11 protein-coding genes are annotated in these 15,182 nt (G+C 70.1%); all 11 read left to right on the forward strand.

All coding sequences use genetic code 11. The features are described from left to right. The first annotated feature begins 42 nt into the window (after positions 1-42). The 11 genes from JHN63_RS36870 to JHN63_RS36920 all read left to right on the forward strand — a co-directional run bounded on the left by JHN63_RS36870 (position 43) and on the right by JHN63_RS36920 (position 15,000). Positions 43-1,380: an ABC transporter substrate-binding protein gene (locus JHN63_RS36870; protein ID WP_200689160.1), complete on the forward strand. Its 1,338-nt coding sequence runs from the start codon at positions 43-45 to the stop codon at positions 1,378-1,380. Positions 1,381-1,387: 7 nt separating this feature from the next. Further along, positions 1,388-2,329: a carbohydrate ABC transporter permease gene (locus JHN63_RS36875; protein ID WP_019065641.1), complete on the forward strand. Its 942-nt coding sequence runs from the start codon at positions 1,388-1,390 to the stop codon at positions 2,327-2,329. 2 nt (positions 2,330-2,331) lie between these two features. Beyond that, complete coding sequence (locus JHN63_RS36880) at positions 2,332-3,225, forward strand: carbohydrate ABC transporter permease (RefSeq protein WP_200689161.1); 894 nt, start codon at positions 2,332-2,334, stop codon at positions 3,223-3,225. Positions 3,226-3,314: 89 nt separating this feature from the next. Next, positions 3,315-4,580 (forward strand): 6-phospho-beta-glucosidase, encoded by a 1,266-nt coding sequence (locus JHN63_RS36885; RefSeq protein ID WP_200689162.1) that lies wholly within the window; start codon positions 3,315-3,317, stop codon positions 4,578-4,580. Beyond that, positions 4,571-5,542, forward strand: coding sequence for an N-acetylglucosamine kinase (locus JHN63_RS36890; RefSeq protein WP_200689163.1), 972 nt, complete (start codon positions 4,571-4,573; stop codon positions 5,540-5,542). The genes JHN63_RS36885 and JHN63_RS36890 overlap by 10 nt, the downstream gene beginning before the upstream one ends. Positions 5,543-5,727: 185 nt before the next feature. Further along, the gene (locus JHN63_RS36895) at positions 5,728-7,173 is read left to right on the forward strand and encodes a hypothetical protein (protein WP_200689164.1); all 1,446 of its coding nucleotides are present in this window, start codon (positions 5,728-5,730) and stop codon (positions 7,171-7,173) included. Positions 7,174-7,187: 14 nt separating this feature from the next. Then, entirely contained in the window at positions 7,188-8,249 is a 1,062-nt protein-coding gene (locus JHN63_RS36900) for a glutamate ABC transporter substrate-binding protein (protein WP_234478251.1), read from the forward strand. Positions 8,250-8,348: 99 nt separating this feature from the next. Further along, a complete protein-coding gene (locus tag JHN63_RS36905) occupies positions 8,349-9,650 on the forward strand; it encodes a hypothetical protein (RefSeq protein ID WP_200689182.1) in 1,302 nt (433 codons plus the stop codon). Between the two features lie 26 nt (positions 9,651-9,676). After that, complete coding sequence (locus JHN63_RS36910; RefSeq protein ID WP_200689174.1) at positions 9,677-12,193, forward strand: serine/threonine-protein kinase; 2,517 nt, start codon at positions 9,677-9,679, stop codon at positions 12,191-12,193. Beyond that, positions 12,194-13,555 carry a PP2C family serine/threonine-protein phosphatase gene (locus JHN63_RS36915; protein ID WP_200689177.1) on the forward strand — a complete coding sequence of 454 codons (1,362 nt, stop codon included), beginning with the start codon at positions 12,194-12,196 and terminating at the stop codon, positions 13,553-13,555. It begins immediately after the preceding gene. Between the two features lie 98 nt (positions 13,556-13,653). Beyond that, entirely contained in the window at positions 13,654-15,000 is a 1,347-nt protein-coding gene (locus JHN63_RS36920; RefSeq protein WP_200689180.1) for a VWA domain-containing protein, read from the forward strand. The last annotated feature ends 182 nt before the right edge of the window (positions 15,001-15,182 follow it).

Below are 15,182 nucleotides of genomic sequence, written 5' to 3' on the forward strand. Positions count from 1 at the left end.
CCTCCTCGCATCCAGCCCGCCCCGCCCTTGGGAGACCTCGCCATGCCCGGAATGTCCCGGAAAGCGGCCACTGCCCTCGCCGCTTCCGCCTCCATCGCCCTCCTCGCCACCGCCTGTACGGGCCAGTCCTCGTCCGGTTCCTCCGACGACGCGTCGAAGGACGTCACCATCAACTTCTGGCACGCCTGGAGCGCGGCCTCCGAGCTGAGCGCCGTGAAGTCGCTGGTCGCCGGGTTCGAGAAGGCGCACCCCAACATCCATGTGAACGTCGTCGGCAACATGACCGACGACAAGATCAACCAGGCGCTGCGCACCGGCGGCGGCAAGTCCCCCGACGTGATCTCCTCGTTCACCACGAACAACGTCGGCAAGTTCTGCTCCTCGGGCGCCCTCGTCGATCTCAACCCCTTCTTCAAGAAGGACGGCATCGACCCGGAGACGACGTTCCCGAAGGCGATGAACGAGTACACCCAGTTCGACGGGAACCGCTGCACCGCTCCCCTGCTGGGCGACGCGTACGGGCTCTACTACAACAAGACGGAGTTCAAGAAGGCCGGCATCACCAGCCCGCCCAAGACCTGGTCCGAATTCGAGGCCGACGCCAAGAAGTTGACGATCAGCAAGGGCGACACGTACTCCCAGCTCGGGTTCATGCCGGACTACCACGGCTGGGAGACCACGACCGAGCACATCTTCGCCCAGTTCTCCCCGACGTACTTCGACAAGAGCGGAAAGTCCGCGCTCGCCACCGACCCCGCGTTCAAGGCCGGGTTCACGCTCCAGAAGAAGCTCGTCGACGAACTCGGCGGATTCAAGAAGCTGGAGAGCTACCGCTCCACCCTCGGCGACGAGTGGGGCGACAAGCACCCCTTCCACACCGGCCAGGTCGCGATGCAGCTCGACGGTGAGTGGCGGCTCGGGATGGCCACGGCAGCGAATCCCAAGCTGGACATCGGAGTTGCCCCGCTGCCCGTCCCGGACGACCAGGCCGCCCAGTACGGCAAGGGCTACATCACCGGCACGATCACCGGGATCGCCGCCAACAGCAAGAAGCAGAACGCCGCCTGGGAGTTCGTCAAGTACATCACCACGGACACGGACGCGGTGGTCGGCTTCTCCAACGCCATCCACAACGTGCCCTCCACGCTGGCCGCCCTCAAGTCCCCGAAGCTGAAGTACGACCCGCGCTTCAAGACCTTCCTGGACATCGCGTCGAACCAGTACTCGACGACAAGTCCCGCCTCCATCAACGGCGGTGTGTATCTGACGACCATCCAGAACCTCGGATACGACTACGAGAGCGGCAAGGTGAAGGACCTGGACTCCGCGCTGAAGAGCACGGCCAAGCAGATCGACACCGACATCGCGCAGGCCAAGTAGCCCCGGAATGAGCACCATTACCTTGGCGTCGAAGCGCCGCCGGTCGGCGCTTCGTACTCTCGCCTTCATGTCGCCCTGGCTGATCGGCTTCGCGGTCTTCTTCGCGTATCCGCTGATCTCGACGGTCTACTTCTCGTTCATGCACTACGACGGCTTCAAGCCGCCGACGTGGGTGGGGACGAAGAACTGGACGTACGTCTTCAAGAACTATCCGTACTTCTGGCCCGCGATGCGCAACACGCTGTGGCTGGTCGTGGTGATGGTCTCGCTGCGGGTCGTGTTCGGGCTCGGCGTCGGCCTGTTGATCACCAAGATCAAGACGGCGACGGGCGTCTTCCGGACGCTCTTCTATCTGCCGTACCTCGCCCCGCCGGTCGCGGCCACGATGGCGTTCGCGTTCCTCCTCAACCCCGGTACCGGGCCCGTCAATTCGATCCTGGAGAAGGTCGGCATCCCGGCCCCGGGCTGGTTCAACGACCCCACCTGGTCCAAGCCGGCGCTCACCCTGCTCGCCCTCTGGGGCATCGGCGATCTCATGGTCATCTTCATGGCCGCGCTGCTCGACGTGCCTCAGGAGCAGTACGAGGCGGCCGAGTTGGACGGCGCCTCGGCCTGGCAGCGGTTCCGGTACGTCACGCTGCCGAACATCTCGCCCATCGTGATGTTCGCCGTGGTCACCGGCGTGATCCAGACCATGCAGTACTACACACAGCCCCTCATCGCCGGGAAGGTCGCGTCCGGCGTCATCCAGGGCGCGGGCACGCAGTTCGAGCCCGGCTACCCGGAGAAGTCCACGCTCACCCTTCCCCAGCTCGTCTACAACCTCGGCTTCCAGCGCTTCGACTACGGCTCGGCCTGCGTGGTGGCACTCGTCCTGTTCGCCCTGTCGATGGTGTTCACCGCGTTCCTGATGCGGCGCCGGGGCGGCCTCAACCTGGCAGGTGACTGACCATGGCCCAAGTACTTGACAAGCCCGTGGAGTTGAGGGCGCCGGTGACCCCCGCCGAGCGCACCGCCCGCCGCAAGGCGCTCATGGAGTGGATCGCGGTCCACTCGCTCGGCGTCGCCGCCGCGCTCTTCTTCACCCTCCCCTTCGTGTTCGTGTTCCTGACCTCGCTGATGAGCGACAGCCAGGCCCTGAGCCGCGACCTGATCCCGCACACCTGGGAGTGGGGCAACTACCGCAAGGTCTTCGACACCCCGGGCTTCCTGACCTGGTGGAAGAACACGCTGATCTACGCCGGTCTCGGCACCGTCCTGACCGTCGTGTCGTCGATCCCGGTGGCGTACGCGCTCGCCAAGTTCCGCTTCCGGGGCCGGAATCTGTCCCTGATGCTGGTCATCTCGATGATGATGCTGCCGCCGCAGGTCGTCATCATCCCCATGTACCTGTTCTGGGCCAAGCAGTTGGACCTCTCGGGCACGCTGTGGCCGCTGATCATCCCGATGGCGTTCGGGGACGCGTTCTCCATCTTCCTGCTGCGGCAGTTCCTGATGACGATCCCGAACGAGTACCTGGACGCGGCGAAGGTCGACGGCTGCGGCGAGTTCAAGACGCTGCTGCGGGTCGTCCTTCCGATGGCCAAGCCGGGGATCGCGGCCGTCGCGCTCTTCCAGTTCTTCTACGCCTGGAACGACTACTTCGGGCCGCAGATCTACGCGTCCGAGAACCCCGGTGCCTGGACGCTGAGTTACGGCCTGGAGTCGTTCAAGGGCGCGCACCACACCGACTGGAACCTCACCATGGCCGCGACCGTGCTGGTCATGGCCCCCGTGATCCTCGTGTTCTTCTTCGCGCAGAAGGCGTTCGTCGAGGGTGTCACGCTCACCGGAGTGAAGGGTTAACCACGTATGCAGTGCCTTCCCGGGGGACAACCCCCGGACCCCCGGCAGATGAAGACCGTCCCCGGCGCCCGGAAGCGAGGGAACCTCCAGTGAAACTCACGGTGGTCGGCGGAGGCTCGACCTACACACCCGAACTCATCGACGGCTTCGCCCGGTTGAGGGACACCCTGCCCGTCGAGGAACTCGTCCTCGTCGATCCGGCGCCCGAACGCCTGGAACTGGTGGGCGGGTTGGCCCGCCGGATCTTCGCCAGGCAGGGGCACCCCGGCAGGATCGTGACGACGTCCGACCTGGACGCCGGCGTCGAGGGCGCCGACGCGGTGCTGCTCCAGCTCCGCGTCGGCGGACAGGCGGCCCGCGAGCAGGACGAGACCTGGCCGCTGGAGTGCGGCTGCGTCGGTCAGGAGACGACCGGCGCGGGCGGCCTCGCCAAGGCGCTGCGGACCGTACCGGTGGTCCTCGACATCGCCGAACGGGTCCGCCGCGCCAACCCGGACGCCTGGATCATCGACTTCACCAACCCGGTGGGGATCGTGACCCGCGCCCTGCTCCAGGCCGGCCACAAGGCGGTCGGGCTGTGCAATGTGGCGATCGGCTTCCAGCGGAAGTTCGCCGGGCTCCTCGGGGTCAGCGCGAACGATGTGCACCTCGACCATGTGGGCCTCAACCACCTCACCTGGGAGACCGGTGTGCGGCTCGGCGGTCCCGAGGGCGAGAACGTGCTGCCCAAGCTGCTCGGCGAGTTCGGCGACGACATCGCCGCCGACCTGAGCCTGCCCCGGGTGCTGCTCGACCGGCTCGGCGTCGTCCCGTCGTACTACCTGCGCTACTTCTACGCGCACGACGAGGTCGTACGGGAACTCCGTACCAAGCCGTCGCGGGCCTCCCAAGTGGCCGAGATGGAACGCGAGTTGCTGAAGATGTACGCCGATCCGGCGCTCGACGAGAAGCCCGCGCTGCTCGCCAAGCGCGGGGGCGCCTACTACTCCGAGGCCGCCGTCGACCTCGCGGCCTCGTTGCTCGGCGGGGGCGGGAGTCCCTACCAGGTGGTGAACACCTACAACAAGGGCACGCTGCCGTTCCTGCCGGACGACGCCGTCATCGAGGTGCAGGCGGCCGTCGGCACGAAGGGCGCCACCCCGCTCCCCGTGGCCGAAGTCGACCCGCTGTACGCGGGCTTGACGGCCAATGTGACGGCGTACGAGGACCTCGCCCTGGAGGCCGCGCTGCGCGGGGGCCGGGACCGGGTGTTCAAGGCGCTGCTCTCGCATCCCCTGATCGGCCAGTACGAGTACGCCGAAGCCCTGACCGACCAGCTGATCGCGCACAACCGGGAGCACCTCGCGTGGGCCTGACCGCAAGTGTCCTCGCCGTAGACGCGGGCAACAGCAAGACCGACGTCGCGGTCGTGGCGGCCGACGGAGAAGTCCTCGCCACGGCCCGCGGCGGCGGGTTCCGGCCCCCGGTCGTGGGCATCGACACGGCCCTGGACGCCCTCGGGGAGACGGTCGCCCGCGCCTTCGCGGACGCGGGGGTGAGCGCGGTCGAGCATGTGTCGGCCTGTCTCGCCAACGCCGACTTCCCCGTGGAGGAACGGCAGTTGGCCGGCGCGCTGCACCGGCGCGGGTGGGGCACGAGCACGGAGGTGCGCAACGACACGTTCGCGGTGCTGCGCGCGGGCATCCCCGAGCCGCGCGGCGTCGCCGTCGTGTGCGGGGCCGGCATCAACTGCGTCGGCATGCGGCCCGACGGCCGCACCGCCCGCTTCCCGGCGCTGGGCCGTATCTCCGGTGACTGGGGCGGCGGTTGGGGCCTGGCGGAGGAGGCCCTGTGGCACGCGGCCCGCGCCGAGGACGGACGCGGCGGCCCCACGGCCCTGGCGCGCACGCTCCCGGCGCACTTCGGCATGGACTCCATGTACGCCCTCGTCGAGGGACTGCATCTCGGACACGTCGCGCAGGAGCGGCGGCACGAGTTGACACCGGTGCTGTTCGCGACGGCGGTGGACGGCGACCCGGTGGCCCGCTCGATCGTGGACCGGATGGCGGAGGAGGTGGTGGCGATGGCGACGGTCGCGCTGACCCGCCTGGACCTGCTCGACGAGGAGGCGCCGGTGCTGCTCGGCGGCAGCGTCCTCGCCGCCCGGCATCCCCAACTGGACGACCGGATAAGGGAGTTGCTGGCGGCCCGAGCGCCCAAGGCGGTGGCCACGGTCGTCACCGCGCGGCCGGTCCTCGGCGCCGTCCTGCTGGGCCTCGACCATGTGGGCGCCGCGGCCGAGGCGCATGCGCGGGCCAGGGGGTACTACGAGCACTGACACCCGGGAACCGAACAGATTCCCACGGCGTATTCATGGACAAGGGGGCGGTGCGGGGCGTTGTGTGGTGCCGGAAATCCGGTGCTCACGCTGCGATCCGATCAAGATCCAGTGAAGGCCCGTGCGGAATGTCAGTCCTGGCGGCGATACTTGCGGCGACGGGATGACCCTGGGGGAGGTCAGCAGTGACAGAACCGCCGAAGACACGTACGGCACCACCGGGCACCGCCGTGCCCACGATTCCGGTGCTGCCGCCGCAGTCGGGCCGCCCGGGGGCGCCCGCGCCCCGGCGTACGCCGGACACGGCACCCGTGCGCCGTACGGCGCTCGCCGAGGGTGTCGACCAGTTGCGCGCGGCCGCCACCACCGAACCGGGGCGGCTGCGGGCCATCGGCGCGCTGCTGGCCCTGCTGGTGGTCGCGTTCGGCGTGGTCACCGCCTGGCAGACCGACAGCCGGGCGACGGCGGCCGGCGACGTGCTGCACCACAGCCAGCCGCTCACCTCGGACGCGGCGGACATCTACCGCTCGCTCGCCGACGCCAACACGATGGCGGCCACCGGTTATCTGGCCGGTCTGCAGGAGTCCCCGGCGACCCGCAAGCAGTACGAGCAGGACATAAGGACGGCAGCCGCGAAGCTCGTCACCGCCGCCGCCAACACGGATCCGGGCTCGGCGTCCGCGACCACGATCAGGCAGCTCAACGAACTCCTGCCGCAGTACAAGGGGTTGGTCGAGTCGGCCCGCGCCAACAACCGGCAGGGCTTCCCGGTGGGCGGCGCCTATCTGCGCGCCGCGAACGACACCATGCAGAACCAGATGCTCCCGAAGGCCGAGGACCTCTACACGAACGAGAACGAGCGGCTGAGCGCCGACTACGGGAACGCGACGCCGTACCCGTGGTTCGCGATCGCCCTCGGGCTCCTCGCGCTCGGCGGTCTGGCCTGGGCCCAGCGGCGCAACTACCAGCGCACCAACCGGGTGCTGAACCACGGCCTGGTCGCCGCCTCGGCCACCACCGCGGTCGTCCTGCTGTGGGTGGTCGTCGGCCACACCGTCGCCCGCGCGGGCCTGAACGACTCCTACGACCACGGGGTCAAGTCGCTCAACGTGCTGCACGACGCCCGGATCGCCTCCCTGAAGGCGCGCAGCGACGAGAACCTGATCCTGGTCAGCCGCGGCGCGGAGACGAAGACCCTCCCGGACAAGACGGTCGTGGACGCCTACGACTGGGGGTACGACCAGGAGATCGCCGCGCTGGGCAAGGGCCTGAAACTGGCCGACTCGCTCGCCGACGACTCCGCGGGCCGCAAGCCCGTCGCGGTGGCCAACGACTCCATGACGGTGTGGATCTCCCGTCACAAGGAGGTCAGCAAGGCCAACGACGAGGGCGACTACCAGGCGGCACGCAGCGGTGTCATCGGCGACGACAAGTCGACGGCCGAGTGCTTCACGTCGGTGGACGACTCGCTGAACCTCGCGCTGAAGCAGGAGACGAAGGAGTTCCAGCAGTCGGCGGGTGACGGTCTGGACGCCATGACCGGCCTCACCGTGGGCGCCGCGGTGCTCGCGGCGCTCGGTGCGGCCGGCGCCGTCCTGGGCATCGGGCGCAGGCTGTCGGAGTACCGGTGAAAGGGGGCGTGACGATGCGGGCACGGAGTGACTTTTTTCGCCGCCTGAGCGCTGTACGACGTGTGCGGGCCGGTCTGCGGGGCTGGGGCGGGGTGGGTGCGATGGCGGTCGTCTGCGTCCTCGCGGTCGCCTTCGTCCTGCTGCTGCCGCTCACCCAGTCACGCGGCGAAGCCGGCGCGGACCTCGGCGGACAGCGCGCGGTCCAGGGCATCCAGGCCAAGGCCCCCACGTGCGACGAAAGCACCATCCAGGACCAGAGCCCGGCCCCGTCGGACGCCGAGGGCAGCTCGATCAGCGCCATCAAGGAGCGCGGCCACCTCGATGTGGGCGTCGACCAGAACAGCTACCGGTGGGGCTACCTCAACCCCAACAGCTCCGGTGAGCTGGAGGGCTTCGACATCGACCTCGTGCACGCCATCGCCAAGAACATCTTCGGCAGCTCCTACAGCGCCGACAAGGTCCGGCTGCTGGCCATCCCGACCGACCAGCGCGTCCCGGCGCTCCAGAAGAAGCGCGTCGACATGGTCGTCCGCACCATGACGATCACCTGCGACCGCGCCGAGCAGGTCGCCTTCTCCGCTCCGTACTTCGTCACCGGACAGCAGGTCCTCGCCCCGAAGGTGTCGACGATCAAGGGCTACGACGACACCCTCGCCCACAAGAGGGTCTGCTCGGCAAAGGGCTCCACGGCGAACAAGCACCTGGTCGTGGACAAGGGCAACAAGATCCCCGCCACGGTCGACGTCCTGAAGGCCGTCCCGAACCAGCTCGACTGCCTGGTGCAGCTCCAACTCGGCACGGCGGACGCGGTGGTGACCGACGGCGCGCTCGCCGCGAGCCAGGCCGCGCAGGACCCGACGGTGGAGCTGAAGGGCTCCCCCTTCACCACCGAGTACTACGGCGTGGCCATGAACAAGGACGCCACCGACCTGGTGCAGCGGGTCAACCGAATACTGGAGTCCTACCGCACCAGCACCGGCGCCGACGGCTGGCACGCGTCCTACACGAAATGGCTGCTGCCCACCCTGGGCAAGGACTCGACGTCCGCCGACCCGCCCACCCCGCACTACAAGTGACGGACCATCGACCACCGAACGGCACAACGGACTTCCGACGGAACACAACGCAGCGAGAGGTGATCGATGGGCGGCGTCACGGGACCCCCCGGGCCGGTAATGGACCGGGACGAGGTGGACCGTGCGCTGGCGCGGCTCGGCGCGGAGCACGAGGCCGTCGAGACCTCGCTCCTCGCCCTCCAGGACCACGCGGGCCGCAGACTCCTCGAAGGCGCCTCGCTGACCGGCACGACCAAGGAGCGCTGGGCGTCCACGGACGCGGCGATCACGCTGCTGTGGGCGTACTTCGACGCCTACACGGACGCGTTCCACGCCGCCCAGAGCATCCGCTCCCGGCGCCGCTGGTCCAGCCGTGAGGACCTGGTCGAGCTGACCGAGCTGCTGCGCGGCGAGTCCGTCACGGTCGCCGGATCCACCACGGCGACGGCCAACATGCCGACGCTGACCGGCGGTTCGAGCAAGCTGAGCCACCAGTACTCGCTGAGCGCGCTCGTCGACGAGATGAACGACCTGTACGCGAACTCGCTGGACATGGTCGTCACCTCCGACGCGGTGTGGTCGGCGCTGCCCGCCCGGATCGATTTACTGGCCGCGGAGTTGCAGCGCACCCGCCAGCTCGCCCACTCCGTCGGCGTCCGCCCGGGCGAGCATCCGGCGGGCGACGACCTGGAGCGCATCACCCGCGTGCTGACCGAGCTGCGCGAGCGGGTCATCTCCGACCCGCTGGCCTTCTGGGTGCGGGCACAGGGCAGTTCGGCCCCCGGCGGCGGCCGCCCGGACACCACGGTCTACGACCGGGAGGCGCGCGCCCTGGAGGACGTGCGCCGCGAGATCGACGCCGTGCTGACCGTCCGGCAGGACGCGGAGGCACGCCTGGTGAAGCTGCGGGACGTGCTCTCCCGCGCGGACCGTACGCTCGCCGAGGCGCGCACCGCGCGCGGTGAGGTCCTCGCGAAGATCGCCGCCACGGAGGTGCCGGTCGTCAGCGGACCGCCGACCGTGCTCCAGGAGCAGTTGTCGACGGCCGCCGAGTACCGCAGACAGGCCCAGTGGCACCGTCTCTCGCCGCTCCTGGAGTCCCTGGAGCAGAAGGCGGAGGACGAACTGCTGCGCGCCCGCGAGTCGTTGACCGCGGTGACCCAGCCGCTGGCGGTCCGCGCGGAGCTGCGCGGCCGCCTCGACGCGTACAAGGCGAAGGTCGCCCGGCACGGCCTCGCGGAGGACCCGCTGCTGATCGAGCGGTACGACGCGGCGCGCCGCATGCTGTGGAGCGCGCCCTGCGACCTGCGCGTCGCCGAACAGGCGGTGCTGCGCTACCAGCACGCCGCCGCCGAGCAGTTCAACGCTCCGCGGCCGCAGCCGCAGGGCGGTCCCGAGGACCAGAGGGGGCCGGGCGCGTGAGTGACGAGGGAGAAGCGGGGTCGGTCATGGGTGAGGCACAGCAGAAGTGTCAACGGCCCGGCTGCGAGGGGTCGTACGAGGACGTCGGCGGCGGCGAGCTGTACTGCGACACGTGCGGTCTGGCGCCGGTGGTGTCGGCGAAGGGCGCGATCAGTTCGCCGCCCACCGGGATGACCAGCGGCAAGGGGTCGCGGGGAAGCGCCAGTTCCCGTACCAGCAGCCGTAGTTCGCGTACGTCGTCGCAGTCGTCGAAGTCCCGGCGCTCGGTGTCGGGGCGGCTCTCGCGCTCGGAGTCGGGGCGGTCCACGGGCCGATCGGTGTCGGTGCGCAGCTCCGGCTCCTCGTCGGGGACCTCCAGCCGCGGCCGGCTCGGGGTCGGTCTGGTGCAGGTGCCGGGGGTGCCGCGGCCCGATCCGCGCGGGATGGTCCTGGAGAACCCGGAGGTGCCCGAGCGCAAGCGGTTCTGCTCGCGCTCGGACTGCGGTGCGCCGGTGGGGCGCTCGCGCGGTGACAGCCCGGGGCGCACGGAGGGCTTCTGCACCAAGTGCGGCAACCCGTACTCGTTCTCGCCGAAGCTGGCCGAGGGCGATGTCGTGCACGGGCAGTACGAGGTCGCGGGCTGTCTGGCGCACGGCGGCCTGGGCTGGGTCTATCTCGCCGTGGACCGCGCGGTCTCCGACCGCTGGGTGGTCCTCAAGGGCCTTCTCGACACCGGCGACCAGGACGCGATGGAGGCGGCGATCTCCGAGCGGCGCTTCCTCGCCGAGATCGAGCACGCCAACATCGTGCGGATCTACAACTTCGTGGAGCACCTGGACCAGCGGACGGGTTCGCTGGACGGGTACATCGTCATGGAGTACGTCGGCGGCAAGTCCCTGAAGGAGATCGCCAACGACCGTCGCACGGAGTCCGGCAAGCGCGATCCGCTGCCGGTGGAGCAGGCGTGCGCGTACGGCATCGAGGCCCTGGAGGCACTCGGTCATCTGCACAGCCGCAACCTGCTGTACTGCGACTTCAAGGTCGACAACGCGATCCAGACCGAGGACCAGCTCAAGCTGATCGACATGGGCGCGGTGCGCAGGATGGACGACGACGAGTCGGCCATCTACGGCACGGTGGGCTACCAGGCGCCGGAGGTCGCGGAGGTCGGCCCGTCGGTGGCGAGCGACCTGTACACGGTCGCCCGCACGCTCGCGGTGATGACCTTCGACTTCCAGGGCTACACGAACGTCTTCGTGGACTCGCTGCCCGACCCCGACAACATCGAGGTGTTCCGCCGCTACGAGTCGTTCTACCGGCTCCTGGTCCGCGCCACCGACCCCGACCCGGCCCGCCGGTTCGCCTCCGCGCAGGAGATGGCCGAGCAGCTCACGGGCGTCCTGCGCGAGGTCGTCTCGCTGCAGACCGGGCGGGCCCGCCCGTCCCTGTCCACCCTGTTCGGCCCCGAACTGAAGGTCACCGACACGGAGTTGTTCCCCACGCTGGACGGGGACGTGTCCCTGCTGGGGGCGCGGATGGCCCGCCCTTCGAAGCGCACCGGCACGGCGCTCGCCGAACGACCGCGTACCGACGCCGGGTTGTCGGTCAACGGCGGTGCGCCGAGCGTCGTCAGGCAGGTCGACGCCCCCGCCGTGGCGCTCGCCCTGCCCGTCCCGCACGTCGACCCGGCCGACCCCAACGCGGGCTTCCTGGCGGGCCTGATGGCGACCGCGGCGACCGAACTGCTAGGCGCGCTCGCCTCCGCGCCCTCGCCGTCCGTGGAGACCCGGCTGCGGCAGATCAGGGCCTGGCTGGAGAACGGCGACTCGTACACCGCGCTGGACGCCCTGGCGAAGCTGGAGGACGAGCGGCCCGACGACTGGCGGGTGGTCTGGTACACGGGCGTGGCCGCGCTGGCGACCCGCGACTTCGAGGCCGCCGCGCTCTCCTTCGACGCGATCTACGACGCCTTCCCGGGCGAGCCCGCGCCGAAGCTGGCGCTGGGGCTGTGCGCCGAGGTGCTGGAGCAGTTGGACAACGCGGCCGAGTACTACCGGCTGGTGTGGTCGACCGACCCGAGCTATGTGAGCGCGGCCTTCGGCCTGGCCCGGGTCCAGTTCGCGACCGGCGACCGGCCCGGTTCCGTACGCACGCTGGAATCGGTGCCCGAGGCATCCATCCACTACACGGCCGCGCGGGTGGCCGCCGTACGGGCGCGGCTTCGGGAGCGGGCCGCGGCGGCCGACGACACGCCGTTCCTGGACGATCTGACGGCGGCCGCCGGACAGGTGGAAGCGCTGGAGGGATACGGTCTGGACGCGGTCCGGCGCGAGCGGTTGTCGGCCGAGGTCCTCGGCCGGGCCCTCGACTGGATACTCTCCGGAGGCCAGGGTTCCGTGCCGCTCACGCGGCGGGAGCTGCTCGGCAGCGAACTGGACGAGCGGGGACTCCGCTTCGGCCTGGAGCGTTCGTACCGCACGCTGGCCCGGCTGGCACGGGGCGGCGAGGAGAGGATCGACCTGGTGGAACGTGCCAACCGTTACCGCCCCCGGACGTGGGTGTAGTTGATGTCGCAGATGCCCCAGCTCTCCGCCTGCCCGAGCTGCGAGGAGCCGCTCGAGTCGGGCGACCGCTTCTGCGGCGCGTGCGGATACGACCTGTCCGCCGTGCCCGCGCCGCCGGACGACCACCCGACGCTCACCATGAACGGCGCGGTGCCGCTCCCGCCCGAGGAGGCCGCGGACGTGAACTGGCCCGTGGTACCCCAGCCGGAGGGCACCGAGACCGCGCCGACGGTCCATCTGCCCACCGACCTGCCCGGCACCGACTCGGGCGGCACCCCGCTGCCCTCGCACGCGCCGCTGCCGCCCAACGCCCCTTTGCCGCCCACCGGTTCACCGGTCTCCCCGGCCACCGGCGTACGGTTCGACCGGCCGCCGGAGCCCGACGAGTACCCCTTGCAGGCGCCGGACCCGCGGGTCGCCGCCGATCCGCCGACCGCGGGCGGGGGCGTCAAGGTGTGCGTGGCCTGCCGTTCGGGCCGGGTGGACCCGGACGGCTACTGCGAGAACTGCGGGCACGCCCAGCCCCGCGAACGCGACCACATGGAACAGGAGTTGGGCCCGCTCGCGGCGGTCAGCGACCGCGGGCTGCGGCACCACCGCAACGAGGACGCCTTCGCCGTAGGACAGTGTGTGCTGCCGGACGGGGCGCCCGCGCTGGTCGCGGTCGTGTGTGACGGGGTGTCCTCGGCGACGCGGCCCGACGCGGCCTCGCTGGCCGCCTCGCGGCAGGCGGGCGAGGCGTTGCTGGCCGCGCTGCCGCAGGGGACGCATCCGCAGCAGGCGATGCACGAGGCGATCGTCGCGGCCTCGCACGCGGTCAACTCCCTTGCCCAGGAGCCCGCGACGGCCCGCGAGCACGCCCCGCACCAGAACGCGCCGGCCTGCACCCTGGTCGGCTCCGTCGTCACCCCGACCCTCCTGGTCGTCGGCTGGGTCGGCGACAGCCGCGCCTACTGGATCCCGGTGGACCGCAGTTCACCGCCGGCCCGGCTCACCGAGGACGACTCGTGGGCGGCCCAGATGGTCGCCGCGGGCCTGATGAACGAGGCGGAGGCCTACGCCGACGAGCGCGCCCACGCGATCACCGGCTGGCTCGGCGCGGACGCGTACGAACTGGAGCCGCACACGGCTTCCTTCAAGCCCGACCGGCCGGGTGTAGTGGTGGTGTGCACGGACGGGCTGTGGAACTACGCGGAGTCCGCCGAGGAGATGGCCGAGGTCGTCCCCCCGGACGCGGCGCTCCGCCCGCTGCACAGCGCCCAGGTCCTGGTCGGCCACGCGCTGGACGGCGGGGGCCACGACAACGTAACAGTGGCCGTCGTGCCGTTCCCGGCCCCCCCGCAAGGGGCAGTATCCGGCTGAGGCCGCGCAAACGGGGACGGTCTCGGACCGGAGGGGACCGGTCCGCACATAGTCATCGCCCCATCCAGGTGGGGTATTCGAGGGGGATCAGAGTAGGTATGGCCAATTTCTCGAAGTCGAACGTGCCACAGTTCTCGGTCGACGTGTACCAGAACGAGTACCTGCCCGAGGGCGGGCGCGAGGTCAACGCGATCGTCACGGTGACCTCGACCGGCGGCGGCACCATCGGGAGCCCGGTCGCGGCGCCCCATCTGTACTCGGCCGGGCAGGGCCCGGACGCGGCCGTGGCGATCATGGTCGACTGTTCGGGGTCGATGGACTACCCGCCGACCAAGATGCGCAACGCGCGCGACGCCACGGCCGCCGCGATCGACACCCTGCGGGACGGGGTGCACTTCGCCGTGATCGGCGGCACGCATGTCGCCAAGGAGGTCTATCCGGGCGGCGGCAGGCTCGCGGTGGCCGACTCCCAAACCCGCGACCAGGCCAAGCAGGCGCTGCGCAAGCTGAGCGCGGGCGGCGGTACGGCGATCGGCACCTGGCTGCGCCTCGCCGACCGGCTGCTGTCCTCCGCGGATGTCTCCATCCGGCACGGCATCGTGCTCACCGACGGCCGCAACGAGCACGAGGCGCCGGAGGATCTGAAGGACGCGATCAACTCCTGCGCCGGACGTTTCACCTGTGACGCCCGCGGTGTCGGCACCGACTGGGAAGTGAAAGAAGTCACAGGGATCGCCTCCGCGCTGCTCGGCACCGCCGACATCGTCGCCGACCCGGCGAACCTCGCCTCCGACTTCACGAAGATGATGGAGACGGCGATGGGCAAGGAGGTCGCGGACGTCGCGCTGCGGCTGTGGACGCCGGTGGGCACGGCCATCAAGTTCGTCAAGCAAGTCGCGCCCCAGGTACAGGAGTTGACCGACCGCCGCACCGAGGCGGGCCCGCGCGCCGGGGACTACCCCACCGGGTCCTGGGGGGACGAGTCCCGTGACTACCACGTCTGCGTCGAGGTACCCGAGGCCGGCATCGGCCAGGAGATGCTCGCCGCCCGGGTCTCGCTGGTCGTCCCGCAGCCCGACGGGAGTACCCAGAACCTGGGCGCCCAGGGGCTGGTGAAGGCCGTGTGGACCGACGACATGGTGGCGTCCACGTCCATCAACCCGCAGGTCGCGCACTACACCGGCCAGGCCGAACTGGCGCAAGTCATCCAACAAGGGCTGGATCTCCGCAAATCGGGAGATGTCGATGGAGCAACGGCCAAACTGGGACGGGCCGTTCAGCTCGCCAGCGTCTCCGGAAACGCGGATACTGCGAAACTGCTTGCGAAGGTGGTGGACGTGGTCGATGCCGCGGCGGGTACTGTGCGACTGAAGGCGAAGGTCGCGGAGGCCGACGAGATGACTCTCGAGACACGGTCCACAAAGACTGTTCGTGTAAAGAAGTGACCTGGCCGGAACAACTTCGCAAGACCCAGAACGACCCTGTGAGAAAGGGGGACGCGCCGACATGCCGACCTGCCCGAACGGACACCAGTCGGGTTCCGACGACTGGTGCGAGGTCTGCGGTCACCGCATGGCCGGTGCCGTACCCCCGCCCCCTCCGCCGCCCCCCGGCGGCGGCTACGGCT

It is taken from the genome of Streptomyces sp. MBT65 (genome assembly GCF_016612545.1).
Classification (GTDB): Bacteria; Actinomycetota; Actinomycetes; order Streptomycetales; family Streptomycetaceae; genus Streptomyces.

Excerpts from the sequence above, each read along its gene's own strand:
- JHN63_RS36900 (WP_234478251.1), top strand. The coding sequence starts at position 7,188 with ATGCGGGCACGGAGTGACTTTTTTCGCCGCCTGAGCGCTGTACGACGT.
- JHN63_RS36910 (WP_200689174.1), top strand. The coding sequence starts at position 9,677 with ATGGGTGAGGCACAGCAGAAGTGTCAACGGCCCGGCTGCGAGGGGTCG.
- JHN63_RS36880 (WP_200689161.1), top strand. The coding sequence starts at position 2,332 with ATGGCCCAAGTACTTGACAAGCCCGTGGAGTTGAGGGCGCCGGTGACC.
- JHN63_RS36875 (WP_019065641.1), top strand. The coding sequence starts at position 1,388 with ATGAGCACCATTACCTTGGCGTCGAAGCGCCGCCGGTCGGCGCTTCGT.
- JHN63_RS36870 (WP_200689160.1), top strand. The coding sequence starts at position 43 with ATGCCCGGAATGTCCCGGAAAGCGGCCACTGCCCTCGCCGCTTCCGCC.
- JHN63_RS36920 (WP_200689180.1), top strand. The coding sequence starts at position 13,654 with ATGGCCAATTTCTCGAAGTCGAACGTGCCACAGTTCTCGGTCGACGTG.
- JHN63_RS36905 (WP_200689182.1), top strand. The coding sequence starts at position 8,349 with ATGGACCGGGACGAGGTGGACCGTGCGCTGGCGCGGCTCGGCGCGGAG.